Raw genomic sequence first — 26789 nt, forward strand, 5'->3', positions numbered from 1 at the left:
TTTGGAGCGTATCGGGATCGAACCGATGACCTTCTGAATGCAAATCAGATGCTCTCCCAGCTGAGCTAACGCCCCGTTTCAAACGGTTACCTTTCTTGGGCCTGATAAGATTTGAACTTATGACCCCACGCTTATCAAGCGTGTGCTCTAACCAACTGAGCTACAGGCCCTGGATAGAGACAGTATTTTTCAGGTAGGGGGTACGGGCAAATCTTTTTCGGTATAATTTTTACCAGGTCAGAGGTTTTTAATCTGTATCGATTAGCTCCAGAATCAAATCATCTAATGAAAATAAGGCGGAGGTTTTCCATTGGAATATATTCCCATCCCAATGGCAGTAACCCTTTTCGTGGATTCCTTGGATCTGTGCGAGCATTTCCATTGAAGCAGAACGATCCAAATGTTTGTCGAAAAATGTTTTCGGTTCAAAAGGTAAAAATAAACGAAACAGTGACAGGGCAATCTCGGATTTCGCTTCTGCAGGTTCCCGTCTTGCATTTGTGGGGTGTCTTAAATAAACTTCGCTATTTCTTGGATTTCCATAACGCATATGATCCAAAAATCCATGAGCACCTGGCCCGAGTCCTAGGTAAGGTTCGTACATCCAATACCGCAAATTGTGTCTTGAATACTCATTCTCTCTACAATAATTAGAAACTTCATACCAAACGTAACCATGTTTGGCCATTTTTTCAGGGAGAAATTCTAGAATCTCTCTTTGAATTTCTTCATCTGGTGCTTTTAGAATATGATCTTTCACCTTGCGAGAGTAAGTTGTTCCTTTTTCTAAGGTTAAGGAATATAAACTCATATGTCTCAAATCCATTTTGATAAAATAGTCTAAATCGCTTTCAAAATCGGATCTCGAAAGGTTTGGCATTCCATACATCAGATCAATCCCCAATCGCTCGATCTTTGAAGACGAGAAAATCTGCTGTAAATTTTCATATTTTTCGGGATCAACATAGCGACCAAGAAAACAAAGCCCTTCTTCGTTGCGTGTTTGGACACCGACATTCAGTCGGTTCACACCGGCTTCGGCAAGTTCTGCAAGAAATTCTACCGAAAGGTCCTCTGGATTTGCTTCAAAGGAAATTTCGACATCTTCTGTGACCTCGAGCTCATTTCTAAAAAAATGAATGAGCTCTTTCCAGTGTTTCGGTGAAGCCTTGCTAGGTGTTCCTCCACCCATAAATATCGTATCAATTTTTGTATTTTCTAAACTTGCGGAGTTTTTTTTACGGTAAAGAAATTCTTTTTTATATGCATCAAACAACAAAGATTCGTTTGTTGAGGGGTTCTTTCCGATCCCTTCCGAATAGAAATCACAGTAATCACATTTTTGGTAACAGTATGGATAATGCACGTAGATCCCCGTGAATCCGTTTCTTGCTTGCAAGGGGAGCGATCGGGAGTTAAGTAATGGAATCATGTTGCGAGTTTGGCAGTTACTTATCGGAATGATTTTTTGCCTCACTCCTCTTTCGTCTCAAGAACTGATATTAAAAGACAAGCTTGTCTTATGGCAAGGAAATACATTGCTCTTCCCAGAGGATGTTGTCATTCGAGAGACCAAACTTGCTTTTGAATCTTCTTTGCATGTTTATCCCGCAAGGCGGGAGCCTTTTTTTATCGTCTTTCGTAAACTCCCCTTGCAGGAACTAAATTTTCCCAAAGAGAGCTGGGAAAGAGAAATATTTTGGAGGGGCAAGGATTTAGAAAAGACCACCTTAGAAAAAAATGGGATTCTCTTTACGATTTACAAAGCGGATCAGATCAGGAACCAGAATCTGTTGCGCTGTAACCTTTGGATTTGGACGGATCAGGGGTCTAATTATTGGGTTTGGATTTTATTTCGGAAAGAAAGGACCGATTTGTTCGATTTTTTTGAAAATGGGCGCTTTCTAAACTCATCGGGGGCGAACTGATTGTTTTCTGCTTGTCTCAGCCTTTTTCTCTAAAACATTGGAAAGGGCAAAGGGCCTATAGCTCAGTTGGTTAGAGCAGCAGACTCATAATCTGCGGGTCGAAGGTTCGAGACCTTCTGGGCCCAATTGTATTTTCTAAAGGGAGGCGAAACCTTATATGGAATTTTTCGAAGTAAAAATCTCAGACATCAGCCTCACGAATGTTGGCTTCGCGGTTTTTTTACGTGCAAAGGAAGGGGAGGACAATCGCGTTGTTCCGATCTTTATCGGCCCTCTTGAGACGCACTCCATCACAACTGTGATCGACGGAACTAAGCCCCCGAGACCGATGACCCATGACTTGATGCTCTATATGCTCACAGCCATGGGAGCAACCGTTTTAAAAATCACGATCGAAGAAATCATCGACAGCACTTTTTATGCAAAGATCCAATTGAGAAAAGATGAAGAGATCATTACACTTGACGCAAGGCCTTCCGATTCGATTGCTTTAGCTCTCCGTGCCAACGCACCGATTTTTATCGCCAAATCGGTATTAGATGAAGCTGGAATCATAATGAAAGATGACGAGATCCAATCAGAAAGTGCCATTCCAGAGAAAAAAATCCAAGCTCTGCCCAAATCAAACTTACAAATATTAGAAGAAACTCTTGAAAATGCTTTAAAGACCGAAGATTATGAAACCGCTGCAAAAATTCGGGACCAAATCAAAAAACTCATCGGCAATAGTTAAATTCTACAATCAAATTCGTAAACATCCAACACGCGGCAATTTCTTATGTCACATAGGTTATTGGAAAACTCATATTTTTTAATTGTCAGGTCAAAACAAGATACGTAACTTTGAGTTACGAAACACAAGGGACTTGGCTCCCGATAAGGAATGTTGCATGGAAAAATTGGTAATGGACGTTGTTAATGCTGGTATCGCTCTTTTTCGTTCTGGAGAAGAGAAGTTAAAAACAGCCGTAGTTGACTTAGAAAAAGTTTACACGGATCTTAAAAGCAAAGGTGAATTGGATAAGTCTCCAGAATCTCAGAAAATCAGAGACCTCCTAAGTAAAACAATTACTGATGCAAAAGATGCCATCGGTAAAACAAATGCAAGTTACGAAGAAATCGTGACAAAGCTTCAAGCAAACTATCAATCTATTTATGCTCAACTTGATACTGCTCTTCCTCCACAATTGAAAGAGAAGGCAAAACAAGCATTAGATGAACTTAAAGCATTGATTGACAAAGTTAAGAACAAACAAGGTTAATTCTAAATCATTTAACTGAATTTACGAAAAGAGTCACAGAGAAATCTGTGACTCTTTTTATTTTTATATATGCCAAATCAAAACCAACACATCAAACGCATTCTATTTTTAACTGTTTTTACGGATATGATGGGCTTCTCCATCCTCTTTCCTTTGTTTCCCAGAACGATCACTCATTTTTTGGAAAAGGGTGATGATCCGATATTTTCAATTTTTTATACGTGGTCCCAATGGTTGGGAGAATGCGGAGATACAAAGTATACCTTGGTCTTGTTTGGTGGCATTCTCGGATCAATTTATTCATTTTTGCAATTTCTTTCGGCTCCGGTATGGGGAAAATTATCTGATCGACTTGGCAGACGTTTTATCTTGATATTTACAACTTTTGGCTCAGTTTTTGGTTATTCCCTTTGGCTTTTCTCTTCCTCATTTTGGATGTTTGTGCTCTCCCGCGTTGTGACGGGCATTACAGGTGGAAATATTAGTGTCGCTTCTGCTGCTATGGCAGATCACACGGAAGAAAAAACAAGAGCAAGTGGAATGGGAATGATCGGAGCTGGTATTGGCCTTGGCTTTGTGATGGGTCCGTTGCTTGGGGGAATAAGTTCCACGTTTACTTTTTTAGATCCCTTTTATCAAAGCGGGACTTTGGTTATTTTTCCAGTATCAGCATTATTTGCTCTCCTTGTGGCATTCGTTAACTTGATTATGATCATCCTTTTTTTACCTGAAACGAAAGTACATGTCTCCACTTTAAAAGGCATTCACCCGATATTGAACATCAAAAATATCCAATCAAAGACACTTGTTAGATTATGTGTTCTAAATTTACTTTTCCTTACTAGTTTTTCTGGTTTTGAATTTGTAATTAATTTTTATCTTTCCGAAGGCTTTAGTTTCACACCAAAGTCTATAGGACTTTCCTTTCTTTACATGGGAACGATCATTGTTTTAGTTCAAGGCGGACTTGTCAGAAGACTCAATGGTATGATTTCTGAGAAACGAATGGTAGAATATGGCAGCGCCGGAGTTCTCATGGGTCTACTCGTTTTGATTTTTGGAGACACCATTTATCACGTATTTGTTGCTTTATTCTTCTTGGCGTTTGGGGCATCTCTAGTCAATCCAGGGCTTTCTTCCTTTGCTTCTTTAGAGAGCGGAAAGGCAGACCAAGGGATGGCCATGGGATTGTTCCGAAGTTTTGGCTCGCTAGCACGTGCGGTTTCTCCGATCCTCTTCTCTATCATTTACTTTCAGAAAGGTCCGCAGTTTACTTTCGTATTATCAATGCTGATTTTGATTGTATTTGGCTACTTACTCCACCAAACCAAAAGTCATTCTAGTTCTCGAATTTGAATGGAGTTTAGAGAAAAGATTCTAGTCTAGATCTTAAAAGAGGAAACATCGTTTTCTCCTCTAAGCGATCCCCCGTAAGTGAAGTTCTCAGCAAGAAGCTATCTCTGATTTTTCCATCTGAGGTATTTGCGGTAAAGCTGATGATATCGATCCCTAAATGGTAAAGTGCTTCTGTAATTTGAAATAAAATACCTGGCGTATCTCTCATTCGTAAGTCCATAACGGTAAAGTCAGAAGAGATGGGATTGTAAAGTTTAAGTGAGGCTTCCGGATCTCCCACCTTTCGGCTTAGGACATCACCTTTTCCTTGCTCCCTCAAGTAAGTCTCTACTGGTTTTGCTTCATAAAATAAAGAAAATAGATCTTTTCGAATCTGAGATAACAAAAGTTCGGTCATCTCGGTTCCATTCCAACTACGGATCACAAATAAATCCTGTACATGACCTTCATGCGAAGTTTCTGCAACCGCCTCTAAAATGTCCCAGCCATGGTTATAGAGGACGGAGGTGACACGAAATAAAATACCCAAGTCATCTTGTGAGAGAGAGATTTTGAGAAGTGTGGTGTCTTTGCGTGGAACACAGGAAACATGAAGCACTGGCTTTTTAGTTTCATTCGTGGTTGTCGTGGTCATATGCTCTCCCAGGCGTCAGAATGCTTAGAATTTGTACAATGCGTTAAAATGATACAATTTGCTATGCAGAGAACAGCCTACAGTAAGAGAGATGCAAGAACAGTACCAATCAAAGGCAAAAATACCTAAAATTATGCTCTGAAACGTTTAGAAGGTTATTTTTGCTCCGAGCATAACCGATTGCACTTTTTGAGCGACGATGGCTTCAACGGTTATTTTAGTGATGAGTGCATTCAGTTCAATGCCTGCGATAAGGAAATTTGTCGTATTGGGAGCTTGCGCAGAGCCAGAAAGATCAAGCGCGAGAGTTCCCGTTCTGAGTTGGCCAAGACTGGCTGAAGGGATCAAGGCTGCTACTTCAGCCGAAAGGCTACTGGAAATCGCTCCTGAGTCTAGTGCGAGCGAGAGTGGACCCGAACGTTCAATTTTAAGGTTTGTTGACCCAAAGTTAAGCGAAGCTCCAGCGCCGGCAAAAAAAGTGAGAAAATAAAACATTCGAAATCCTGTTCTGAGATCGAGCGGAACACTTGTGATCGTGCTATTATAATTAAATTTTGTTTCACCACCCCAAGTTCCGATCGCAGGTCCAAGAGTTAAGCTTTGGGTTTTACCATCGTTATAGGCTACATTCAATACTTGTCTTTGGTAGTGAATGCCCATTCCTAGAGAAATTCCTGAAAATTCAAAGATTCCCAATCCGTCAGAATAATTATCGAAAACATGAAATCTAAGTGTTAACCCACCAGTGGTAATGTCGCCGCCTAAGTCAACATTCTTGTTTTGGGCTTCAATCGCCTTTTGCACATCACCTTGCGCAAAGTTAAATTTAAAACCGTGGATATACAAATTGAATCTATGCATAAAGGTTTTCAAATCTGCTTCTGTATCCGAAGGTCCGCCGCCAAGCAACCATCCCAGATTTACCGCCAATACCAAGTTTGGTGCGACAGATGCACCAACGTTTGGTAATTTTTGAAAATTCAAACTTTGGTATTGGACATCGATATCTTCTTTTTTTTGACCGGAAATTCCGAGTCCTCCACCGATTTGAAAGCGATTCACAAGTCCAGGTCCCATAAGCGAAGAGTTAATATTTGTAAGTACGGCAGCCTCAGACATGGTATCTAATACTTTGTCCGTGTATTGTGACTGGAGTGCCTGATCTACATTGTTCAATTGAGATTGTATGCTTGTGGGTAAAACGGTGCAGGCATCTCCCGTACAAGTCACTTTCGCCGAAATAGGAACAGAAACGAGAGTTAAACTAGACCAACTGAGGATGATTAAGATTTTATTCTTCATTTGTTTTGTGCCTGCGTTAGCCACAGCCTATCCTATTACTATCGGGTTTGAATACACAGAATCTTGAGGATCAGCTTAACGCTCTAAATCAGACTTTACAAGTGGTTTTTTCCTATAAGATTGGTGGGATGCCCACAACGAACGAAAAGCGAAAGCACCAGCGAGTCAAGCCGCTCGAGGAGGAACCCGTTGAAGTCCATTTGATGGGGACTGGCCTCATTGACGTCCTAAATGCCAATGACATCAGTTTGGGCGGTATAGGAATACTTGCCCCCAACCACTTTGATGAATGGGATTTGAATGAGAAAATCGAAATCATCGTCGCCTTGCCAGGAGATTTGGCTGATTTCCGTGCGCGAGGGGTCATCAAACAAATTGGAAAAAAATCGAGCGAATTGGGTCTCTACGGGGTTCAGTTTACTGAAATGGGTCCCAAAGGCAAACAAGACCTTCTTGTTTACGTCAATCGCTTGATCCGCAAACACAGAATTGTAAAATAATCCTTGAATCTTGATTCTATTCCTTTATCCTAGTGACATAACCGTTAGGGGTGCTTGCGAAATGCTAGCTGAGAGAGTCCCTAGAACCTGCTCGGGGTAATGCTCGCGAAGGGAAACGGGATCTAGCCAAATATCAATCCGAGTTTTGGTCTGCCCAATTACCTTTCTTTTACCTTATCAGTTGTTCTGCGGTATAGGAGAACATTCTGATGACTGAAAACACCCAAACCCAATTGCATGTGCCACAAAACGAGATCCAACTTTCGGATGGAAGTACCTTCAAAACTTATAGAACGGCAGGCTCTCTTTGCTCTCACGATGATGAGTTTGATTATAAAGTGGGAATTAATAAACTTCGCAAACATTGGATTGAAGAACGTTTGGCGCGTGGCGATGAAAACCATTCACAAATGTATTATGCTAAAAAAGGGCAAATCACGAATGAGATGCGTTATGTGGCGATCCGAGAAGGCGTGAGTCCAGAATTTGTTTTAAATGAGATTAAGATCGGTCGTGCCATCATTCCTTCAAATCGCAACCATCCAGAACTTGAACCAATGATCATTGGAAAGAAATTTTTGGTTAAGATCAATGCCAATATTGGAAACTCGGCACTCGGTTCTTCGATTGAAGAAGAGGTGGAGAAACTGCGCTGGTCTCTCCATTGGGGTGCAGACACAGTTATGGATCTTTCCACTGGAAAGAATATACATGAAACCAGGGAATGGATCATCCGCAATGCTCCTGTTCCCATCGGAACCGTTCCCCTTTACCAAGCACTCGAAAAAGTAAAAGGGAAAGCTGAAAATTTAAACATAGACATATTCATTGAAACTTTGATCGAACAGGCAGAACAAGGTGTAGATTATTTTACCATTCATGCAGGAGTTCTTCATGACTATGTAGCACTCACAAAAAAACGCATAACTGGAATCGTATCTCGTGGCGGATCCATTATGGCAAGATGGTGCCTGCATCATAAAAAAGAAAATTTCCTCTATGAGCATTTTGATAGGATCAATGAGGTCATGAAAAAATATGGAGTCTCTTATTCTTTGGGTGATGGTTTGAGACCCGGTTGCATTGCGGATGCCAATGATGAAGCGCAATTTGCAGAATTAAAGACTTTAGGCGAGCTTACAAAAAAAGCTTGGGCAGAAGATATCCAAGTTATGGTAGAAGGTCCAGGTCACGTTCCACTCAATCTGATAGAAGAGAATATGCGATTACAAAATGAAATTTGTAACGAGGCACCATTTTACACTCTCGGTCCTTTGGTTACCGACATTGCACCAGGATATGATCACATCACTTCTGCGATTGGAGCAGCAATGATCGCGTGGTATGGAACAGCTATGCTTTGTTATGTGACACCAAAAGAACATTTAGGCCTTCCAAACAAACAAGATGTAAAAGATGGTGTGATCGCTTATAAAATTGCAGCCCACGCAGCGGATGTTGCTAAAGGCCATCCAGGCGCAAAGGAAAGAGACGATTTGCTGAGTAAAGCGAGATTCGAATTTCGATGGGAAGATCAGTTTGCACTCTCCCTGGATCCTGAACTTGCAAGGTCTTATCACGATGAAACCTTACCACAGGATGGAATGAAGAAGGCACATTTTTGTTCCATGTGCGGACCGAGTTTCTGTTCCATGCATCTTACTCAGGAATTGCGAAAAGAAGAAGACGAAAGAAGTCTTTCTAAAAATTAAAAAAAAGCCTCTTCCTTTTTAGGGAGAGGCCATTTTCGAAAAAAGACCAGTGTAGGTCTTTGTGATTATAAACCTAGGCTTCTGCCAATGATCTCTTTCATGATTTCCGTAGTTCCCGCATAGATCGTTTGTATCCTTGCATCGATGTATGCCCTGGCGATAGGGTATTCCATCATATAACCATAACCACCAAAAAATTGTAAGCATTCATCGGTATGTCGTTTTTGCATTTCCGTCGTATACCATTTGACCATCGCTGCTTCACTCGAGGTGTTATTTCCTTTCATATGATCAATGAGAACGCGATCGGTAAAAACCTGTGCCATCTCTAGTTCCGTTGCCATCTCAGCCATTTTGAATTTCGTATTTTGGAAGGACCCAATCTTCTGACCAAATGCTTTTCTTTCTTTGATGTATTGTAGTGTTAGGTTATGAACAAGGCGAGTTGCCTCTACTGCTGCTACACCTAAAATCAAGCGTTCTTGTGCCAGCTTCTGCATGAGGTATCGGAAGCCTTGTCCTTGTTTACCGATTAGATTTGACTTTGGTACTTTCACATCATTGAAAAACAATTCTGAAGTATCCTGCGCTTTCAAACCGATCTTGTCTAAATTTCGACCTCTTTCAAAGCCCTTCATTCCTTCTTCCACCATAACAAGAGAAATGGTACCATTGTCATGTTTGACAGCAACGATGATGAGATCCGCAAGTTGGCCATTGGAGATAAAAGTTTTTTGGCCATTGATGAGCAAATGGTCTCCATTGTCGACAGCACTGGTTCGGATTGATTTTAAATCGGAACCAGCACCAGGTTCTGTCATTGCAATCGCAAGAATAGAGTCGCCAGAAACAACTCTGGGCAGCCATCTTTTCTTTTGTTCGTCATTTGCGAAGGCGGAAATATAAGGTGCAATGATGTCACTATGGAGCGACATAAACAAACCACTGTTACCTACCTTCGAAGATTCTTCAACAACGATGACATTGTATAAAAAATCGCCTCCAGCACCACCGTATTCTTCGGCGACATCCGGACAGAGTAGGCCGTAGTCCCCCGCTTTTTTCCAAACTGATTTTGGTACGATATGATTTTTTTCCCATTCTTCGTGATGGGGTTTTACTTCTGTTTCAAAGAATTTGCGAGCCATCTCGCGGAATTGTTCATGTTCTTCTGTAAAGGGCAGGATGCGATCCATTCGGGAACTCCTTGTAATAGGAGAATTTTAAGGGAACGCTAAAAATCGGTCAATTATAAACGGTGTTCAGCTTCATGTAGACGCCAGGATTTTTCTTGATGTACTGAATGGCGTCGTTTTGGCTCAGGGTATAAAGTTCTGTTCCGGGCCAGGCAATAAAGGTATAGCTAGAAGGGAGCTTTTTTGTCAGAGGGTAAATCTCTCCCACATAGTCCCCTGGTCCAAGCTCACGGATCGTCTTGTGGTTTTGCATGACGACAACTGTGCCAGATTTGACGATAAAGGACTTGTCGAACGTTTTTCCTTCTTCAATGAGGACTTCTTCCCCTTTTACGGTTTCGAATTTTAAAATGAGTTCTAACTGAGTCACCTGGTAACTTGTGAGTCCACGAAAAGTTTGGGATTCGGTGAGAGTTTTCCAAGTATTGGTCTCACGTATGGAATTTAATTTAACTAGATTCTCATGCAACTTAGATCCACGAATGAATTGAAAAAAACGTGTCTTGTCAATCGTAAGTGCAACAACATCGGTTTCCGCGTAAACATCTGCCTGACGAACGGTATCCAAAATTAGAGATGCTTCGCCAAAGTATTCATACGTTCCATATCGTTTAACAGCTGAATGATCCTGGTTCAGGCCCTCGAATCGGACGTTACCAGAGGCAATGATGAAAAATTTGTCTCCGTGGGTTCCTTTTTTGATGATCTGAGTGCCTCTTGTAAAGCGTTCATCTTTGGCGATCTGTAGGAACTCTTTTGCTTTTTCGATTGGAAATCCCGAAAAGATATCTATCTGGGAAAGTATTTCTAGAAGTTGATAAGCCTCTTGGTGTTTTGGAGGGGTGATCTCTGGATAGAGAGTATTTTCAATCCCAAACTTAGCGAGTGTCAGGTGGGTGCCTGGCGGCATATCTTTTTGGGCAATATGATAGACCGTGATTCTTTTTTGCACTTCCTCAGGAAGAGAGGCTAAGTAGCTGATTTTCGTATGGAGCGGAGGCACGCCTGCTTCATGGTAAATGACCTTTCGATCCCAAGGAAAGTCTTTAAGGAATTGGTACCTTGATTCTGGTAATACACCTTTTTTGTACATATCCTCAAAGGCTTGCGGGTCATTTAAATGATCGGAAGTATAATAAAAGGATTGGTCTTGGAAAAAAAATTCGAAACCCACAGATGGAATGGAATGAATCGCATAATGGAAGTAAAACTCTCCACCGTTGATGATGGTAGCCCGTCCAATCACAACAGGAATGAAGTCAAAGAGGTCTGTGATTTCTTTGCGCGGAATCTTTGTCAAACTGCAGTATTTCCTTAGGAAGGATTCCATTACCGTAGCAGTCGCATAGATTGTAATCTTTGACTCCTCCAGAATTTTTTGGAACGTCCCTGCATCATGGTCAGCATGACAGTGCGTTAAGATGATGGAGTTAATCAGCTTAGGATTGACATTGGACTCTCGTAACCACTCTGTCGAATTTACAGGTGGATCAACCATGATCCCTTGGCCATTCAGCCAAATGATAAAGCCTGATGTATTGTCATCGGGGTCGAATCCGTGCGATGGACCCAGGCAGGTGATGCCAATGATGGGTGGCTGAAACGGCTCCTCCAATCTCTTTCCAATGTCAAATTTAACATGGAAATCGACTTCGCCGGGAATTTTGATTTTTTTCTCTTTATCGATCAGTAAAAATTCATTACTCGGTAGTTGTTCAATTGTGATTTCACCAAACTTCGCTATGTGGCGTTCATCAAAGATAATAAATTCCACAACATCTTCCATCGTTTTATAACTTCGGAAGTATGCCATTTCCGCCTTGATATCAGGAAACCCATAAGTGGCTTCTCCATCTATGAATTCGGAGGCCAAATTTAATTCCGTTGGGCCCATTAAGGATTCACCCAAAACGATTGTTAGTTGTTCTTTTTGCTCGTTCGAGCATACGATAAAAGTTTTTTTACCACCTCGAAAGAAAAAGTTAAAATAAATGGGAAATTCGAGTTCGGCAACAGAGATGCCCTTTTCCACATGAAAAAATTTATTTGGAAGAACAAATACAAGAGGAGTCTTTTTTTCGAGACTCATTGTGTCTTTGATCGTCTCGGGAGGAGATCCGAATTGGATGTATCCTTCCGAGGAATCGACGAGGTAACCTCCCCGAGGTAGGGCAGTAAATCCTATAGGCTCTGTACTAACCATCGGTGAGGTCAAGTATCCTTAACGGTGATTCTCTATGAATTTTTTTATTTGTGGTTTCGGAAGTGCACCTATGGCTTTGTCTACCAACTCTCCGTTTTTATAAAGAAGCAAAGTAGGAATGGATTGGATGCCGAGCTCTTGGGCAGTTTTTTGATTGAAGTCTACATTTAGCTTCATGATTTTCACGTCTTGCATTTCCGTCGATAGTTCATCTAAAACCGGGGCCACCATTCTACAAGGTCCACACCATTCAGCCCAACAGTCTACGAGTACGATGCCGTTTGACGTTTCAGTTTTGAAGTTGGCGTCATTGATTTCACTAAGTGCCATGATTCATTTTCTCCTAAGAAAGGTTTCTGCCTTTGTACAAACTAGACTGCGAAGATGGGGGAAAATCGTCGATTATTGTTTCTTTTTTTTCTTTTTATCATCGGATTCGAGATCATTGATTTTTTGTTGGAAACTTTCAATGAGAGTTTTCGTTTTTTCAAGGTCTTCTGTCTCTCCAGTGATTTGAAAAATCTTACGGTTCATCTCTAACATTTCAACCGAATGTTTCAAATCTGTGGAATCCTGTGTCGACATTTCAAATTTCGACCTGTAATCCTGTGCTGCCGTATTGGCCAGTTCAATGATCAGATTGAAATGTTCTTTTCTGATATAATAGTAGGGATTGTCAAGATCTTGCTCTTTTTCATAGGCGATGAAATCAAAAAGATTTTTAGTGCATCCCGCAATACGGAAGTGGATGTCAGGCCAGCTCCATTTCCATTTGGAATTTGAACCGAAGGCGGCGATTGTTTTTTTTATGGCCTCCCTTAATCCCTTGATCAGATTAAGCCTTTGCGTAGGTGTTATACGTTCGATTTTTGCAAGCAATTCCTTGTTTTCTGAGAGGGAACCATCTATATTATTTGAGACAGTTTTTTCAATAAAAGAAATGCAGTTGTATATTTCTTTCCTTGCGGTCTCTAAATAGTTGTTATTATTGATTTCCAGAATGGATGTAGAAAGTTCATTGATCATTAAGCAAGTGTTAATCGTCTTAATCGAATTGATTGCTAGAGAGATGTTAAAATAGGGTTCTAAATCTTTACTTTTTTTTGCTTGAACTTTGTAAATATTTGCCTCTTTTTTCAATTCCTCCAGATAGTTTTTGAAATCTGCGAGTTTCTCGTTAAAATCGGCTTTTTTCTCTTTCGTAATGGCCATGGTGCTGTTATCATTTTCGGCCAACTTCTTCGACCAAAGCGCCAAAAAAGAAGCCTATGTTCTAAAAAACAAATCGACCCTTATGGATTCTCGGGTACCTTAGAAAAAAATGGAACAATTTCCCCACCCAAAAAGGGACTTCCTGGATCTTTTTGAAACATATAAATATATGAATGAGCCCGTATTTTGGGACGGCATGGATCTGACTGGTCGGGTGGATCATGGGCAAGGCTGGGTCCAATTGAACATACCTGAGTCAGAATGGCAGATGCGCCTTGTAGCCAATCTCTTTCAGAGTTTTCCCAACTGCGCGGACAAATAAGATCGGCTTTACTGGTAATAAATGTACCCACTCAATTTAGATTTTTGGATCTTTCACTTTCGCGGCTATGAAGGCCATTGGGCTGTTGCCATCCTCATCCTAGGTTATTATTACCAAAGATCGCGTTCCCTCAAAGCTGGGTATGGCATCGATTGGTACAATAAAGCCTGGAGTTATGCCATTCTTTCTGGATTTATTTTTGCCAGACTCTTTCATTTTCTCTTTTGGGATACGAAACCATTTTTTGAAAATCCCACCATCCTCTTTACATCCACGGGTGGTTTTGCCATTCTCGGCGGAACCGTAGGTACGGCGTTCGGTGCCTGGGTCTATTGCCAATACACGAAAGTCAACTTTTTGCATTGGTGTGATTCTCTGATGATACCCTTAACTTTAGGTTTAGCACTGAGTCGATTTTCATGTTTTTTTAATGGTGATGCTTATGGACTACCCACTGCATCCTTTTTCGGTGTGACGTTTTCAGAAAACAGTGATGCATGGATGGCAGAGTGGAGAAGTTTACATCAGTATTATGCTCTCGACCCTAATCCACTTTCCATCATCTCTCAGATTTTTGCGCCATATGTAAATCTAAGCGATATCCCAATTCCTGATAGTATGGACAGCTTGCGAAAGTTAGGTTACTCCAATCTTGCTGAACTTAGTGTTCTCTATCCACCTACCGCAACAGGAGATTACAAGAAAGAACTTATCGCCTTGGGTTTGGTTCCTTTCCCGGTGATATACCCGAAAGTCCATCCAGCCCAACTATACGAAGTTTTTAATATGACTCTCATTTTACTTGCCTTATATAAGATTGAAACTTTCAATTTTTCGAAAGAACGGATGTTCTTCATCTTCTGGTTCTTTTACGGCATCAATCGATTTTTCATCGAATTCTTTAGAGGCGATAGGAATCTAGCCTTGGGAAGTTTGACGTATGCCCAAGTGATATCCATCTCGATCGTCGCCTTTGCCATCATCGGCTATTATTTGAAAACAAAACTATACAACAAAAACCTTAAACATTCGGAGTCTTCAAATTGAAATTTCTATTGGTCTTAATTCTTACAATTTCCACTTTAGTTTCCTGCGCCTCTTCGGACCGTTACTTTCGAGCGGCAAGAAGCGGCGATGAAAGTTTGATCAAACAGTACATTGAACAAAAAGGTGATCTTAACATCAAAGACCAAACAGACTCGACAATGCTTATCTATGCGGCTGGTCATGGCAACAAAGCGGTTGTGGAACTGTTGCTCGCCAATGGTGTCGATGTCAATTATGCGAATCGAGACAAGCGCACAGCGCTGATGATGGCAACAAATTTTGGTCATCTAGATATTGTTAAGCTATTGATTGAAAAGGGAGCGGATATAAATAAAAAGGATATTGTAGATTGGGATGCCCTTATGGTCGGGATTTTAAGATACCAAGTCGATATCTGCAAGGAAATTTTGAAAAAGAAGCCGAGCCTAAGGACGGTAAACAAGGACGGGCAAACGGCACTAATACTGGCTGTACAAGTTCAATTTTCAGAAATTCTCCCTCAACTCATCGCGGGTTCTGATCTCAACCAAGAAGATTTATTTGGTGAGACAGCGCTCGTAAAAGCAGTTTCCAGAAACGATTTAGATAGCATTCGTTTACTTGCCAAAGCTCGCGCCAATATGAATGCACGAAGTAAAGATGGCAAAACACCGGTCATGATGGCGACAAAAAAAGGTTCTGTAGAAATGCTTAAAGTATTGGCAGAGAGTAAAGCTGACTTTAATTTGCAAGACAATGCTGGCTTAACAGCACTTATGTGGGCTGTCAATATGCGAGAGATCACTGTACTAAAAGCACTAATAGGTTACAATGCGAATCCAAATTTACAAGATAAGTTAGGCCAAACAGCACTGATGAAAGCAGTTCTACAAGGAAACCAAGAGATGACATCGATCCTTCTCGCTAAGCGTCCCAACCTCAATTTGAAGGACAATAATGGTGACACCGCCTTGTCCCTGGCTCGGGCCGTGAGCCAAGGAGAGATTGCCCAACTTTTAATCAAGGCTGGAGCGAAGTAAGGCCGCCACAAAAAGACTGGAGTCTGCCAGCTCTTCCTGCGGGCAATTTTTAAGCCCGAACAGAGGTTACGTATTTTAGCAAATCAGTTGCCAAATCGGGTATCCCCGATCGTAAGATGGTGATTTTACCTTCTTTTTGGCCCGCTTTCTCTAATAAGAGATTGGTCACTGTCTTTGCCATCACGTTCGTCTTTTCCATAAAAACGGAATGATGGTTTACGAACACCCAATCACCAATCAAAACTAAGTTATCAATTGGAGATTGGATGCCTGGACGATTCGACTCGTCTCCAGGGCGCATGCCTGTATACGTATCCCAATGATTGATATAGAATTCTTTATAGGGTGGAAGATCGGGCATGATATGTCGGAGGTCCGCATCGACACGTCTTGCGATTTCTGGAAACGGGAACTGCAAAAGTTCTTTCCACTTTGAGACCTGTACTTCTATCAAATCTACTTTTTTCTCGCGTAACTCGGGGATTTGTTTCGCTGCCCAATTGGACGTATAACCTAGATTATCGTAGCCTGTTGGCATAAAATCGAATGCACAATACTTTCCATCAGGAAAACGTTTGAACCAAGCCTCACTGTTTTCATAAAGTAAGTTCACACACAGTATATGTGCATTGGTGAGTTTCATAATCTTTTTAAAATAGTCGCCTTCTTCTGAAAGTCTACTTGTTGTTAAGAATTTTTGCGTCCCTGGTACATCTCCTGCAAGAATGAAAAAATCAGCCTTGAAGACACCAGGTTTCATTTCTAGAATTTCTAATTCGGAGTGGTGTGCTCCGCAAAACGGGCAGTGGTCATATTCACCGGGAGGAATCACATTTCCACATATTCGACAACGTCTTATTTTACCTTTAGGAAAGGATTCATTAGTCCTGACAGAGGAGATTTTACCAGAAGCATCCCTTTCAATTCCTGAGACCTCTTGGTAGTACAATACATTTCCACCCTTAGATTTAATATGTTCAACTAAAGGATCAATGAAACTTTTGTTTGGTGGCCATGCAAAGAGATCGACACGTGAATCACTTGGCTGGTTTCCAAGTTTTATAAAATTTACTACTGCAAGAGCGGAACATTCTTTGGTGGTCATAAAGAAGCCCATCTCGGCGAGTGCATCAAAAAAGTGTTTAATGTATTCAACACTCATTCCATTCTGAATGGCCCAATCGTAAAATGTGATGCTATCGAGATAAAGACGATCTTTTTCGTTAGAAAAATCAAAGCCCCACATCTTCATCGACACCATAAGTGTTTCAAACATGTTGGAAGCCGGTTTGTTGATATCTTCGCGAGATGGAACATAGATCCCGTTATTGATCATTTCCACTCTATCAAATGGGATAGGCCAGGTTGTACTATGGATTTTGCTTTGCACTCCACGTTTTGAAACAAAAAAGTAAAACGAGTCGGCATCGCTAAGTCGATTGATCTTTAATTTATGACGTCCTATGAATTCGCGTAAATTTTTATAAAATCCCCAAATAGCATGTAGTCCGTGTTCACGCTCATAGCCTTCTTTGCCAAAATGTTTTTTAGCAAAGTTTTTATCCTTCCATGTTTTGAGTTTCCCGCCAGCAAGTCCGGTTTTCTCAAGAACCGTAACTTGGAATCCTCGATCCGCAAGCTCGCAGGCTGCTTGTAAACCACCAAGGCCTCCTCCTATGATACACACAGATTTACCATTGGGTGGTAGGTTTGCATGATTTTCGGGAACCGTAGGAAAATCTTTTTTATAATTTGAATTTCCAAAAAAAGAATAACCTATACCACCGGAGAGGGAAAGAGCAGCACCAGTACCTGCAATCTTAGCAGTCTTTAAAATAAAATCCTTTCGATTCAATTTGGACATTTGAATTAATTTGAAACGAGATCTTTTTCACTTCGGTGATTGTAGTAAACCAACGCGAAAAACAATGTCGTAAAAAACAATGCGGCATCGATGCTCTGAGGAAGTATGCTGATACGAAGCAGGAAGGCGAGTACTATCATACCCATCCGAGCATATAAATAATTCTGGAATGTTTTTTCTGAAAATTTATCTTTTCGAAAGAGTATATAATCAAGCGGCGTGAAGACAAGTATCATGATCGTATCATTCATAAACGGAAATGATGTGAGTAAAATCACAAGCAGAGTAAACGCACCAGAAACAGTGGAGACGAATCCAAAAACTTTACGCCCCGTATTTCCAAATCGCTTTTTCAAATATCCAGGAACTTGGGAAGCTATGAGTGCAATAAAGAATGCAAATGTTAGATTTCCCAGAAGATCAAAAGATTCAGGGCGCTTTAGAAAATCAGGATGTAACATCTCCTTGTCTTTGACTATTTTGGCATCTTCGATGGCAAATTGCAAATCGTAAGGAAGATATATCAGATTCGTTGGATCGCGTTTAATATCCGTATCATGGTCAAGAAGAAGCTTTTCACAAAATCTGAGCCAAAAAACAGAGAGAGTATAAGGCATAAGACGTGCTCGCCACGTCATTTTGTTGGCTTCGGTTTCGAGAGTTAATACTTTACCATAAACTTCACCAACTATATCCCTTATAAATGTTACACAATTGCTTTCAAAGTTATCATACTCATAACCTGTCTTTTTGTCCGTCATTACCTTTAAAATGGCAGCCGCGAATTTCATCTTCTTCGTATCATCTAATATGAATTCTGAGGTAAAGATTCCTCGACCTGTGGAGTCCCAAAATGTATAGGCATCGGCCATGGTCCTTATCTTAACAAAAAAGAGGGCTTCCCCTTTCAAAAATCGCCAAATAAAACCGGCAGATTCATCATACTCACCAAAATCGATGTAAAAATCTTGTTTGTCGAATTGTTTGCCCGTATACACCCGAAGTGCTGAGTGTCCAAAGGCAGTCGTGACCGTATGAGCGGGTGTGACTGTTACCAACTCGAAATGTACATCATTCAACTGTTTTGGATTTAAAGACTTTAGGAAAACAATCAGATTTTCTTCTGGCGTAGGTTCATTTGAGACTTGTTTGTTCTCTTGAGAAAAAATAGAAAATGAGGTGAATACAATTAATAATAGGAATAATACTTTGCGCATGTTATTTGATCTTTTTAGTTTCTACAATGTATGTGATAAATGCTTTCATTCGTTCTTCCGGCAAAGGTACCCGAAAATAATGGTCATTTCTCCAGCTTGGAAAAAGAGGGGCTCCTTGAATGTATCCGTCGGATAGAAGCGTTAAGCCTTCGTTTGGTCCAAACTGTGAAAGATAATCGTAAAGTGGTCGTGCCCGATCCGTAACGACTTGGGACATGGGAACACCAACTATGTTGACAACGATCATAGTTTTTGGAAATTCTACATTTTTTGCTAGAGGTGCATCGGGACCGCCACGAAGTGACTCAAGGCCTTTCCAGTTATAGTTATTCCACCAAAAGTAGAGCTTGCCTTCTTTGCTATATAACCAATGTTCCATCATGGCATTCATGACGAGAGATCCCTTAGTTAGGCCACCAAAATTAAACCATCCAGAGACCTTAGCAAAGTATGGTTCTTTTCCGCACTGGTCGATGGCCATTTTAAAATCACCACTTCCCTTGCTTGCTGTCCCAATGATGATTGTGTTTTTGTCTTGGTTGTTTTTAATAAAATCGCAAATGATCGTACCATTGCCTTCGACAGTACCTGTTTGGTCTGTTGGGATGACGGCATCAGTGATACCCATGGAACGGACCATGCTTCGAATCATTTTACCATCAGCATCCACTTCGGTATTATCTTTATAAAACATACCGGGAGCAATCGCAAAGAGAATGTTCTTTTTGCTATAATCGGGACGTTTTCTTAGCATTTCATTCTGTTTTGTAAAAACATATTCAATGAATTTGCGATTGAGAGGCTCGGTAATGGCTCTGTGATAAAAAACCGCTGCCGCATGGTCAATGTCCGTTTCGTTTTGGATCTCAAGTAACACTTCTTTGGTGAGATCAGTCAGTTTTCGATACTTTGGATAGGAGGCTGCCCAATCTAAGATGGCTTTTTCGCTTTCGCAAATTTCATCCACGTAATAATCAATTCCCTCGCATTGCATGCTTTTTAGGGCTTCACGCGGGTCGTTAAGTCTTCGGTCGGCAGTACAAGTATATATAAATAATACGAGAAAGGGTAACGTAAGTCTAGAGTAGGTCATGTAGGTTAGTCAGCTTGGTATGGATTAAGAGGTGCAGAAAAAAAAAGATCATGCTGCAGATGAACTACAGCATGATTGGTTGTGGAATTATGTTCCGTTAACTAGAATGCAAGTTTCTACTAGAACTGATCCAAGTAGAGTGTTGCTTTCAGCATCAATAGAAGTAACTTTTGTGATACCACCAGCTTTTGCACCAGCTGCAAGAGACATGTCTCCGCTTCTGATTAGGCCAAGGATAGAGTTAGTGCAAGCGCGACCAGTTTTAGTTCCAACTGGTTTACCACCGTCTTTTCCCCATACGCAACCTGCTTCAGCAGTACCTTGCTCAGTCATACCCCAACCGCAGTTTTGGTTTGATTTAACATTGTCCATGATTGAACCAGAAGAAGCTGGTTGAATAGATGGTCCACCAGATCCAGATCCACTACAAGCAATAGCTGCTGCTACTGCGAACGCTGTTAAAACACCCAAAGAGTTTTTGAAGTTGTTAGTCATATTTTTCTCCGTGAAAAATTAAATTTCTGTAAAAACAGAAACTTATCAAAAAAATATTTAGAAAATCAACGGTTTCGTCAATAGAAAAAGCAATTCGATCAAGAAATTTTGTCAAAGTCATCTTTTGCGCATTTTGCATCGTACAATTGAAACACAACTGCAATAAACGGGTGGATTAAAATACAAAAGGTACGATTCTCTTGCGATTCGAAGGGAAATCGGAGAACTTTTCTCTATACCAGTCTCTAGTCCTTGCACTTCTTCCAGATAAATAGCAGGTCATAACGAAAAATACCACGTATGTTTCCCAATGTCTGGACAAAATCGCGATCCCAAGCCAGGAGATGAGTTCAAAAAAGTAGTGAGGGCAGACAACGAGCTGGAAAAGACCAGAATTTGGAATCAAGTAGTTCTTATCCCCACGAGAATTTCTAAGCCTTCGCAACAGGATATGGTGGTATAAATTGCCTGCTTGTCCAAAGAAAAATATAATGATTCCAAGTATAGAAAAGGTTGAAGTCGGACTTACTTCAGAAAGGAACTGCATCTGTTCATGATTTTTTCCTAATAAAATTCCAATATTCGTATATGCGAAAGTAATGATGATTACACCAATTAAACCAATTTTTCCTGAAAACTGATGGAGAAATATTACCTCTAAACATCGTTTGCCAAAGTGAAATACAAAGACGAAAAGCAAAAGCAGATGGTAAGGAGAAAGACTTGAGAGCTTGCCAATAGTGCTTACGTATCCCAATATTGGAATAAAGTAAATAAAGAACATACCTACTTTTGGGGAAATGCCTCGGTTTGAAGCAAATTTGCTATAGGGAAGGTTGAATTTTCCGCTGGATTCTAAATAGAAGACAAAAAAACCGAAGAGGATATAGATTGCTGCTTGGGCGTAAAAAATAATGGAATCTTGCGGAAAATAAATCATGTTCGAGTCTCGCTTACGGTTTCCGAAAGAATACCTTTCCGCCAGAATCAGGAACGATGATGCATTCACTGGCGCTGCGAAAAAATACCTTTCTTATGCTTTCATTGGACTCTCTGTATTCCGGACCGAGCAATTTTTTTAAATGAGACTTCGCAAATTTTAGCTGATAATGAGGAATTGTGGGGAAGAGGTGATGCACCACGTGGGTACCGATGTTGTGGTGGATGGGTTCAAAAATCCCGTAACTTCGATCCACCGTCGATAAAGCACCCTTTGCATAATTCCAATCCTTTCCACGATACCAAGGGATATTTACGTCCGTGTGATGGAGAAAGGTAACTAGGGAGAGCCATACGACAAAAACGGTATAGGGGAGAAAGTAGTAAGATATAAAAAATAAAAAGCCATATTGCCAAGTGACCCAAACTAGAAAACAAACCATGCCAATCATCCAAAGGAGACTCGTTACGGCGTGCTTTCTTTCGCCCCGAGGGAACAAAGGACTGCTTGGTAAAAAATGAGAACCATCCCGACCAGAGGAACGAACAAAAAGATAAAGTGGAAATACGATCAAAAAGAATTTATACCGTGCAATTTTTGCCAAGGGGGAGAGCGACTTGTATTGGGTCTCGGTAAGCGGATGCCAACTTTCATCTTTGTCGATGTCGCCCGTATGATTATGATGCGTTCGATGGCTTACCTTCCATCCATGGAAAGGAACCAAGAGTGGCGTGTGTGCTAGATGTCCGAAGAGAAAATTAATCCAAGTCACATGAGAAAAAGAGCCGTGACCGCAATCATGCCCGACGACAAACAATGCCCACATGATTGTTCCTGCAGCAAACCAAAAGATAGGAAACATCCAAACGGAGCCGTAGTTTAACATGGCATAGTAGAGGAGCGCGAGAAGGCTTACGTCCCAAAAAAAATAAAAAAGGCTTCGAGGGAGTGAGGGAACAAATGCACTTTGTGGTATGGATTTCTTCAGTTCGGAAATAGAATGTTTCATGGAGGAGATAATGCAAACATACGTTGTTAACTATAATGCGAAAGCAAAAAAAAGGCAAGATCGCATTTGATCTTGCCTTTTCCATCGGAACGTTGCTGTTAAAATCTAATTAGAAAGTTTCAAATCAGAGATATCATAGAATCGGCGAAACAACAATCCATTGACTGGTTTTTTTGTATCGAAAACAAGCACGGCCACTTTGTTAAAGGACAGGAAATTCGGTCTGTATTGAGTGTAATGGTGTGATGTAATCGAAGCCTGATACTTGTTATTGTAAATCGTATAAGTATGTTTTGGCAATGTATCATGCACCTGCTTTTTTCTTTCCTCAGGAGTTTGAGCAATGTAATTATGAACTACAATCTTATCAGGAGTAGGGCCACTTTCTCCAAAAAGGGTAAAGGGAAGTGCTTTCGGTTGGTTTTTGCAAAGATAATCGACCACTTCAGTGAAAGTAGGTTCAGGGATCTCTGCTTCAAAACCTTGCCAATGTAGTTTTTCCACAGCTTCAATTTTCTTTTTGTATGTCTCTTCGCCCCATACTTCTTTTGCTGTTACGGCTGTAGGCATGACATTAGAAAAGTATAATGTTTTTGCTTCTTTTTTCGGATCGTAGGCTCTCCAAGCGGGGTAGGGAACCAGTCTTCTTTCCGAATCATTGATTTCATTTTTTTCATGTGCCGCAAGAACGTAAATCGCGTAATCATGATTTTCCATAACACGAGATTCGATCTCAACGAGTACATCCAAAAATTCGCCGCGTCCCGTATCAGCGTGGCGTTTCACGAAAGAAACACTTTTCATGCGAATCCTTGGGTCATAGATGGAAAGCGGATAAAGGTCGTGAATGTCTTTCGCACCTTGTGTCGAAGTGGCGCCGCTGTTTGCATTCACAGTGGTGCCTGTGTCTTGAGCTCCCAGAGCGAGCGCGAGTAAACTGAAGAAAGTGAGTATGTATAGTTTTTTCATGTTCCGACTACCGATTTGATTCTACAGTAAGTATCGAAGGTTTGCCCTAGAAAGATTAGGATAAGATTAGGCTTTTTTCGGATGATTGTGTTCATCTACGAAAACAATTTTAGGCTGGTAGTGTGGGGGGACGGCTTCCTCATCGATTTGCCCATAGGTAATGATGATGACTTTGTCTCCCTTCATCCCGAGGCGGGCTGCTGCACCATTGAGACAAATGGTGCCTGAACCACGTTTGCCGACAATGAGGTAGGTTTCAAAACGAGCCCCATTATTGACATTGACGACAGAAACTTGCTCAAACGGCCTCATTCCTGCCAAATCCATTAAATCTTGGTCAACAGTCAGGCTTCCTTCGTAATGAAGTTCCGCTTCCGTGACAATGGCACGGTGGATTTTCCCTTTGCATATGGTGATCATCATTCAGGAGACCTCTCAAATAAAACCCTAAACATTTTTCCAGACAGTTGTAAAAGGCTTTTTTTCATTAAAACATGTATTTTCGTATTGATCCGGTCAATGGCAAACGGGATCGGCTCGTAAAGCGGTGTCACCACATAGTTTTCATAAAGATTCGGATAGTGGCGATTTTCGTCAAAAACGCGGCCACGAAAGGCTTCCACGACTTTCATCATGACTCGTTTTTCTTCCCGGGTGAGTACCAGTCCTTCCAGTGGTTTGACAAACCGAAGGGAGAAACCTTGGACCCCTTTTGCCGAGATAACAGGTGCCGTATCGATGACCTCTTTTTCTCGTAGGAAAAGGAGGGCTTCGTTCAGTTTGACTGGATAGGGGGAATCTTCCAAATGGATGTAAATTCCACCAGTGATCATGCTTGCATGTTTTTGAAAGTGAACTCCGTCCGAAAAATAAAGGAGCTTCGCTAGGTCGAGCCTGCTCCGACCGTTGGGAGATTTTTCAAGGATCCAAAGAATTGCATGGCAAAGTTTCTCCATTCTAGACTGTTCTCATCCTATTCCATCTCATCCCGTATATCCTATGATCGGTATCTCCGTTTCCAAGAAAAAGCAAGAAACCAAAGAATGGAATCCATTCTTTTTCTGGAGCACAATCCATGTTTGACAGGGGGGTCAACGGCGAAAGCTGAAAATCTACTCAGCAAGGAGGAAACTCTCTCTGCCGCGGGCGTGGGTCTTTTTCTCTTACAGAGAGGCGGGGATTATACCGCCCACGAGCCCGGCCAGGTTGTTGGTTATCCGCACATCGATTTAAAAAAGCGAGACATTCGCTTAGGTGACTATTTGGCAGTACTGACGATTTCCATCCGGAATGCCGTGTTAGAGATTTGGAACGTGGAACTTCTGGAAAATCGTGAGTCGCCAGGGCTTTATTTAAAAGAAAATCCAAAGAAGAAATTAGTTTCTTTCGGTGTTTATGCCAAGAGCCATTTTACCAGTTTTGGATTTGCGCTCAATGGGATAAATACTTTGGAAACATTCAAGCATATCCATCCATGTGGGGCCTTAAGTTCGGACGTCGTCAGTCTACAAATTCTTGGTAAAGTGAGAGATTGGGAAATGGAAAAGCAAAGGTTTATGGGGGCTTTTTTATTTCACCTAGACGCACTCCTAAGCAAATAAAGTAAAGGTTTTTCATCAGTCAAGATTACCAAACTGACCGAAAATATGTATAGGAGAGTTCCTAATATGTTCGTCCTCAGATCCATACTCTATTTTATCATACTTTTTTTAATGTTCGAATCCATTGCCCTTAGTGCTGTTTTGTGGTCTTTTTTCGAATCGACTCAGAATGCCCTCAAACAGGAACTCTTACTTACCGATCATAGAGCACGTGATTTTACGCTCGCACTTGCGAAAGCAACGGAATTACGATTGAATAAAAATGGTTTCGCGGAGATTGATAAGACTTTTTCTCGTTATGTGGAAGTGACTTTCAAGGATCCCGAAAAGTTTGTTTTAAAACAAATAAAACTTTTTAATCCCGATGGATTACTTCTCAGCTCCTCGGACCCAAATGATTTAAAAGACCCGCTAGAAAAAAGAAAACCTGATGCGACATTAACAGCACAGGCATACTTTCGCAAAGCAATGCGTATGCGAAAGTGGGAGTGGCCTGAGAAGGAGACTGAGTCTATGAAACTTGCTTCTGTGCCAGAATTGCCAAATTATGCTAAACCCATATTGAAGTTGTTTCCAAACGCAATCACACACGAAGTCATAATGTTTGCTCCCCTTTATCACGAAACGAAACTAGATGTAATTGGTGCCGTCTTTGTCACATATAAAGAAGGGAATCTATCACTTTTATTTGAGAATCAATTTGATCTGACGAAGTGGTTATTTGTAAACTACAGCCTGATCGCTATTCTAGTAACAGTCGTATCCTGGGGAATATTTTTCTTATTCCAATATTTTACAAAACGGGAAGGACAATCGAATACTATAAAAGAGGAACATGTTGTTCTCGAGAATGATTCATTGCCTCTCATTCAGAAAAAGATGGTATCAACTAGTGGCTCAGAAGTTTCCGAGCTAACACCTGTAATGATTCCAGATTCCGTTGAAGTAACGGAAAACATTAGTAAGAATGAAGAATTATCAAAGCCCCAAGCAGATGTCGTAGATGCAATCTACCTTGGTTAAAAGGAATTTTATGAATACAATATCAGATGAAAAAATATTTTCGATTCAATTGAAGGGAGCACTCGACGGAGCAAGTTCCGAGGACCTGCTCAGTTATCTAGAATCTCTATTAGAACAAGGTTACACTCGTTTTTTATTTAATTTTAGTTTTGTTCAGTTTATTACATCGAACGGGATCAGTACTTTATTGAAAGTCCAAAATCGGATGAAAAAGAGCCCACATCTTTCTTTTGTGTTTTATGGTCTCACAGAAGAAGTAGAGAACGTTCTCTCTTTACTCGGAATCTATAAAAAACTTCCCATTCGAAAATCGCTAACTGACGCAGAAAATTATTTAAGGTTAGCAACCTCGGAATCCGTGATCAGAAAAGAAGAGATCCAGGAACAGAGCGAAACAAAACCTGCAGCAGAACGAATCAAATTTTATTATACGGGTGCTCCAAAAGAGCCTGTATCAAGGCTAGAAAAGATTTCGGAAGAAAATACATTCGAGAGAAAAGCTCTGAAAAGTTTTGAAAAACCGATCATGACTCGGACGGTTGAAGTTCCTGATATGGAAAGACTTCTTGAAGACAAATTATCGCTTTTAAGAAGGGAGATCAAAGAGACTCTATCAACTGAACTCGAGAAAAGATTTACTCCCACGAATCGAACTTCAACGAATCCTACAAACGAAGCGGTTATTGGTCAAATTCCAAGTTATATTCAATCCAAGTCAAAAAAGAATAACGATATTAGTTTTCAAAGAATATTTCCTTGTGAAGCCTGTGGAACAAAACTCCGAGTATTTCAATCGGGTCAGCATAGATGTCCAAATTGTAAAACGGAAGTTTATGTGAGTGCTACTGGGCCCACTCGTTTTATCGAAAAATTAGATATCTAATC

Annotated in this window: 28 protein-coding genes, 3 tRNA genes and 1 riboswitch; of the genes, 13 read left to right on the top strand and 18 right to left on the bottom strand. The window is 40.9% G+C overall.

Annotated elements, in window-relative coordinates:
* Positions 1-2: 2 nt before the first annotated feature.
* From EHQ58_RS11945 to hemW, 3 genes are all read right to left on the bottom strand, one after another.
* Positions 3-75, bottom strand: a tRNA-Ala gene (locus EHQ58_RS11945).
* A 21-nt stretch (positions 76-96) separates the two neighbouring features.
* Positions 97-170: transfer RNA gene (locus EHQ58_RS11950), tRNA-Ile, on the bottom strand.
* 77 nt (positions 171-247) lie between these two features.
* Positions 248-1366, bottom strand: coding sequence for a radical SAM family heme chaperone HemW (gene hemW / locus EHQ58_RS11955; protein WP_246047343.1), 1119 nt, complete (start codon positions 1364-1366; stop codon positions 248-250).
* 10 nt (positions 1367-1376) lie between these two features.
* Here hemW and EHQ58_RS11960 point away from each other — a divergent pair, with 10 nt between their 5' ends.
* From EHQ58_RS11960 to EHQ58_RS11980, 5 genes are all read left to right on the top strand, one after another.
* Complete coding sequence (locus EHQ58_RS11960) at positions 1377-1928, top strand: hypothetical protein (RefSeq protein ID WP_167883605.1); 552 nt, start codon at positions 1377-1379, stop codon at positions 1926-1928.
* Between the two features lie 51 nt (positions 1929-1979).
* A tRNA-Ile gene (locus EHQ58_RS11965) sits at positions 1980-2053 on the top strand.
* 32 nt (positions 2054-2085) lie between these two features.
* Positions 2086-2661 carry a bifunctional nuclease family protein gene (locus tag EHQ58_RS11970; RefSeq protein ID WP_135624113.1) on the top strand — a complete coding sequence of 192 codons (576 nt, stop codon included), beginning with the start codon at positions 2086-2088 and terminating at the stop codon, positions 2659-2661.
* A gap of 157 nt (positions 2662-2818) precedes the next feature.
* Positions 2819-3190, top strand: a complete 372-nt coding sequence (locus EHQ58_RS11975) for a phasin-related domain-containing protein (protein ID WP_135624114.1) — start codon at positions 2819-2821, stop codon at positions 3188-3190.
* A 69-nt stretch (positions 3191-3259) separates the two neighbouring features.
* Complete coding sequence (locus EHQ58_RS11980; protein WP_135624115.1) at positions 3260-4546, top strand: MFS transporter; 1287 nt, start codon at positions 3260-3262, stop codon at positions 4544-4546.
* A gap of 7 nt (positions 4547-4553) precedes the next feature.
* On the opposite strand, the gene EHQ58_RS11985 is transcribed toward EHQ58_RS11980, so the two are convergent.
* Together EHQ58_RS11985 and EHQ58_RS11990 are read right to left on the bottom strand one after the other, a co-directional pair.
* Entirely contained in the window at positions 4554-5180 is a 627-nt protein-coding gene (locus tag EHQ58_RS11985) for an ACT domain-containing protein (RefSeq protein WP_135624116.1), read from the bottom strand.
* A 147-nt stretch (positions 5181-5327) separates the two neighbouring features.
* Positions 5328-6482 carry an Lsa36 family surface (lipo)protein gene (locus EHQ58_RS11990; protein ID WP_135624117.1) on the bottom strand — a complete coding sequence of 385 codons (1155 nt, stop codon included), beginning with the start codon at positions 6480-6482 and terminating at the stop codon, positions 5328-5330.
* A 128-nt stretch (positions 6483-6610) separates the two neighbouring features.
* On the opposite strand from EHQ58_RS11990, the gene EHQ58_RS11995 reads away from it, so the two are divergent.
* Together EHQ58_RS11995 and thiC are read left to right on the top strand one after the other, a co-directional pair.
* Positions 6611-6982, top strand: a complete 372-nt coding sequence (locus tag EHQ58_RS11995; RefSeq protein WP_135624303.1) for a PilZ domain-containing protein — start codon at positions 6611-6613, stop codon at positions 6980-6982.
* A 36-nt stretch (positions 6983-7018) separates the two neighbouring features.
* Positions 7019-7113: riboswitch (TPP riboswitch) on the top strand.
* Positions 7114-7191: 78 nt separating this feature from the next.
* Positions 7192-8694, top strand: coding sequence for a phosphomethylpyrimidine synthase ThiC (gene thiC, locus EHQ58_RS12000; protein WP_135624118.1), 1503 nt, complete (start codon positions 7192-7194; stop codon positions 8692-8694).
* Between the two features lie 65 nt (positions 8695-8759).
* On the opposite strand, the gene EHQ58_RS12005 is transcribed toward thiC, so the two are convergent.
* The 4 genes from EHQ58_RS12005 to EHQ58_RS12020 all read right to left on the bottom strand — a co-directional run bounded on the left by EHQ58_RS12005 (position 8760) and on the right by EHQ58_RS12020 (position 13305).
* Complete coding sequence (locus tag EHQ58_RS12005; RefSeq protein WP_135624119.1) at positions 8760-9890, bottom strand: acyl-CoA dehydrogenase family protein; 1131 nt, start codon at positions 9888-9890, stop codon at positions 8760-8762.
* A 49-nt stretch (positions 9891-9939) separates the two neighbouring features.
* On the bottom strand, positions 9940-12093 hold the full coding sequence (locus EHQ58_RS12010; RefSeq protein WP_135624120.1) for a cAMP/cGMP-dependent 3',5'-cyclic-AMP/GMP phosphodiesterase: 2154 nt from the start codon (positions 12091-12093) through the stop codon (positions 9940-9942).
* Positions 12094-12111: 18 nt separating this feature from the next.
* On the bottom strand, positions 12112-12423 hold the full coding sequence (gene trxA, locus EHQ58_RS12015; protein WP_135624121.1) for a thioredoxin: 312 nt from the start codon (positions 12421-12423) through the stop codon (positions 12112-12114).
* A 72-nt stretch (positions 12424-12495) separates the two neighbouring features.
* Complete coding sequence (locus tag EHQ58_RS12020; RefSeq protein ID WP_135624122.1) at positions 12496-13305, bottom strand: hypothetical protein; 810 nt, start codon at positions 13303-13305, stop codon at positions 12496-12498.
* Between the two features lie 109 nt (positions 13306-13414).
* On the opposite strand from EHQ58_RS12020, the gene EHQ58_RS12025 reads away from it, so the two are divergent.
* From EHQ58_RS12025 to EHQ58_RS12035, 3 genes are read left to right on the top strand one after another with little or no spacing between them, the layout of a single operon-like run.
* Entirely contained in the window at positions 13415-13627 is a 213-nt protein-coding gene (locus EHQ58_RS12025) for a hypothetical protein (RefSeq protein WP_135624123.1), read from the top strand.
* A 21-nt stretch (positions 13628-13648) separates the two neighbouring features.
* Complete coding sequence (locus tag EHQ58_RS12030) at positions 13649-14674, top strand: prolipoprotein diacylglyceryl transferase (protein ID WP_135624124.1); 1026 nt, start codon at positions 13649-13651, stop codon at positions 14672-14674.
* Positions 14671-15693, top strand: a complete 1023-nt coding sequence (locus EHQ58_RS12035) for an ankyrin repeat domain-containing protein (RefSeq protein ID WP_135624125.1) — start codon at positions 14671-14673, stop codon at positions 15691-15693. Before EHQ58_RS12030 ends, EHQ58_RS12035 begins: the two co-directional genes overlap by 4 nt.
* A gap of 49 nt (positions 15694-15742) precedes the next feature.
* Here EHQ58_RS12035 and EHQ58_RS12040 read toward each other — a convergent pair whose 3' ends face one another.
* The 9 genes from EHQ58_RS12040 to EHQ58_RS12080 form a co-directional block, all read right to left on the bottom strand.
* Entirely contained in the window at positions 15743-17557 is a 1815-nt protein-coding gene (locus EHQ58_RS12040; RefSeq protein WP_135624126.1) for an FAD-dependent oxidoreductase, read from the bottom strand.
* A gap of 5 nt (positions 17558-17562) precedes the next feature.
* On the bottom strand, positions 17563-18774 hold the full coding sequence (locus EHQ58_RS12045; RefSeq protein ID WP_135624127.1) for a lipoprotein N-acyltransferase Lnb domain-containing protein: 1212 nt from the start codon (positions 18772-18774) through the stop codon (positions 17563-17565).
* 1 nt (position 18775) lies between these two features.
* Positions 18776-19741, bottom strand: coding sequence for a hypothetical protein (locus EHQ58_RS12050; protein WP_135624128.1), 966 nt, complete (start codon positions 19739-19741; stop codon positions 18776-18778).
* Positions 19742-19954: 213 nt separating this feature from the next.
* Positions 19955-20362, bottom strand: a complete 408-nt coding sequence (locus tag EHQ58_RS18850; RefSeq protein WP_210412812.1) for a TRL domain-containing protein — start codon at positions 20360-20362, stop codon at positions 19955-19957.
* 175 nt (positions 20363-20537) lie between these two features.
* The gene (locus tag EHQ58_RS12060) at positions 20538-21302 is read right to left on the bottom strand and encodes a DUF1295 domain-containing protein (RefSeq protein WP_135624129.1); all 765 of its coding nucleotides are present in this window, start codon (positions 21300-21302) and stop codon (positions 20538-20540) included.
* 13 nt (positions 21303-21315) lie between these two features.
* The gene (locus EHQ58_RS12065; protein ID WP_135624130.1) at positions 21316-22311 is read right to left on the bottom strand and encodes a fatty acid desaturase; all 996 of its coding nucleotides are present in this window, start codon (positions 22309-22311) and stop codon (positions 21316-21318) included.
* A 105-nt stretch (positions 22312-22416) separates the two neighbouring features.
* Positions 22417-23280 carry a hypothetical protein gene (locus tag EHQ58_RS12070; RefSeq protein WP_135624131.1) on the bottom strand — a complete coding sequence of 288 codons (864 nt, stop codon included), beginning with the start codon at positions 23278-23280 and terminating at the stop codon, positions 22417-22419.
* 66 nt (positions 23281-23346) lie between these two features.
* A complete protein-coding gene (gene panD / locus EHQ58_RS12075) occupies positions 23347-23703 on the bottom strand; it encodes an aspartate 1-decarboxylase (protein ID WP_135624132.1) in 357 nt (118 codons plus the stop codon).
* The gene (locus EHQ58_RS12080) at positions 23700-24236 is read right to left on the bottom strand and encodes a type II toxin-antitoxin system antitoxin SocA domain-containing protein (protein WP_135624133.1); all 537 of its coding nucleotides are present in this window, start codon (positions 24234-24236) and stop codon (positions 23700-23702) included. Before EHQ58_RS12080 ends, panD begins: the two co-directional genes overlap by 4 nt.
* Here EHQ58_RS12080 and EHQ58_RS12085 point away from each other — a divergent pair.
* The 3 genes from EHQ58_RS12085 (at position 24219) to EHQ58_RS12095 (ending at position 26787) form a co-directional block, all read left to right on the top strand.
* The gene (locus EHQ58_RS12085; protein ID WP_167883617.1) at positions 24219-24881 is read left to right on the top strand and encodes a lipoyl protein ligase domain-containing protein; all 663 of its coding nucleotides are present in this window, start codon (positions 24219-24221) and stop codon (positions 24879-24881) included. The two genes, EHQ58_RS12080 and EHQ58_RS12085, sit on opposite strands and share 18 nt — an antisense overlap.
* A 66-nt stretch (positions 24882-24947) precedes the next feature.
* The gene (locus tag EHQ58_RS12090) at positions 24948-25904 is read left to right on the top strand and encodes an LIC_12071 family protein (RefSeq protein WP_135624134.1); all 957 of its coding nucleotides are present in this window, start codon (positions 24948-24950) and stop codon (positions 25902-25904) included.
* Between the two features lie 10 nt (positions 25905-25914).
* Entirely contained in the window at positions 25915-26787 is an 873-nt protein-coding gene (locus EHQ58_RS12095; protein ID WP_167883618.1) for an STAS domain-containing protein, read from the top strand.
* The last annotated feature ends 2 nt before the right edge of the window (positions 26788-26789 follow it).

It is taken from the genome of Leptospira ognonensis, assembly GCF_004770745.1.
Lineage (GTDB): Bacteria > Spirochaetota > Leptospiria > Leptospirales > Leptospiraceae > Leptospira_A > Leptospira_A ognonensis.

Coding starts and splice junctions, on each gene's coding strand:
- EHQ58_RS12065 (WP_135624130.1), bottom strand. CDS start 22,311: ATGAAACATTCTATTTCCGAACTGAAGAAATCCATACCACAAAGTGCA.
- EHQ58_RS18850 (WP_210412812.1), bottom strand. CDS start 20,362: ATGACTAACAACTTCAAAAACTCTTTGGGTGTTTTAACAGCGTTCGCA.
- panD (WP_135624132.1), bottom strand. CDS start 23,703: ATGATGATCACCATATGCAAAGGGAAAATCCACCGTGCCATTGTCACG.
- EHQ58_RS11980 (WP_135624115.1), top strand. CDS start 3,260: ATGCCAAATCAAAACCAACACATCAAACGCATTCTATTTTTAACTGTT.
- EHQ58_RS12005 (WP_135624119.1), bottom strand. CDS start 9,890: ATGGATCGCATCCTGCCCTTTACAGAAGAACATGAACAATTCCGCGAG.
- EHQ58_RS12080 (WP_135624133.1), bottom strand. CDS start 24,236: ATGGAGAAACTTTGCCATGCAATTCTTTGGATCCTTGAAAAATCTCCC.
- trxA (WP_135624121.1), bottom strand. CDS start 12,423: ATGGCACTTAGTGAAATCAATGACGCCAACTTCAAAACTGAAACGTCA.
- EHQ58_RS12060 (WP_135624129.1), bottom strand. CDS start 21,302: ATGATTTATTTTCCGCAAGATTCCATTATTTTTTACGCCCAAGCAGCA.
- EHQ58_RS12045 (WP_135624127.1), bottom strand. CDS start 18,774: ATGCGCAAAGTATTATTCCTATTATTAATTGTATTCACCTCATTTTCT.
- EHQ58_RS12020 (WP_135624122.1), bottom strand. CDS start 13,305: ATGGCCATTACGAAAGAGAAAAAAGCCGATTTTAACGAGAAACTCGCA.
- EHQ58_RS11995 (WP_135624303.1), top strand. CDS start 6,611: ATGCCCACAACGAACGAAAAGCGAAAGCACCAGCGAGTCAAGCCGCTC.
- EHQ58_RS12010 (WP_135624120.1), bottom strand. CDS start 12,093: ATGGTTAGTACAGAGCCTATAGGATTTACTGCCCTACCTCGGGGAGGT.
- thiC (WP_135624118.1), top strand. CDS start 7,192: ATGACTGAAAACACCCAAACCCAATTGCATGTGCCACAAAACGAGATC.
- EHQ58_RS11990 (WP_135624117.1), bottom strand. CDS start 6,482: ATGAAGAATAAAATCTTAATCATCCTCAGTTGGTCTAGTTTAACTCTC.
- EHQ58_RS11970 (WP_135624113.1), top strand. CDS start 2,086: ATGGAATTTTTCGAAGTAAAAATCTCAGACATCAGCCTCACGAATGTT.
- EHQ58_RS12095 (WP_167883618.1), top strand. CDS start 25,915: ATGAATACAATATCAGATGAAAAAATATTTTCGATTCAATTGAAGGGA.
- EHQ58_RS12070 (WP_135624131.1), bottom strand. CDS start 23,280: ATGAAAAAACTATACATACTCACTTTCTTCAGTTTACTCGCGCTCGCT.
- EHQ58_RS12030 (WP_135624124.1), top strand. CDS start 13,649: ATGTACCCACTCAATTTAGATTTTTGGATCTTTCACTTTCGCGGCTAT.
- EHQ58_RS12025 (WP_135624123.1), top strand. CDS start 13,415: ATGGAACAATTTCCCCACCCAAAAAGGGACTTCCTGGATCTTTTTGAA.
- EHQ58_RS12040 (WP_135624126.1), bottom strand. CDS start 17,557: ATGTCCAAATTGAATCGAAAGGATTTTATTTTAAAGACTGCTAAGATT.
- EHQ58_RS11985 (WP_135624116.1), bottom strand. CDS start 5,180: ATGACCACGACAACCACGAATGAAACTAAAAAGCCAGTGCTTCATGTT.
- EHQ58_RS11975 (WP_135624114.1), top strand. CDS start 2,819: ATGGAAAAATTGGTAATGGACGTTGTTAATGCTGGTATCGCTCTTTTT.
- EHQ58_RS12090 (WP_135624134.1), top strand. CDS start 24,948: ATGTTCGTCCTCAGATCCATACTCTATTTTATCATACTTTTTTTAATG.
- EHQ58_RS12085 (WP_167883617.1), top strand. CDS start 24,219: ATGGCAAAGTTTCTCCATTCTAGACTGTTCTCATCCTATTCCATCTCA.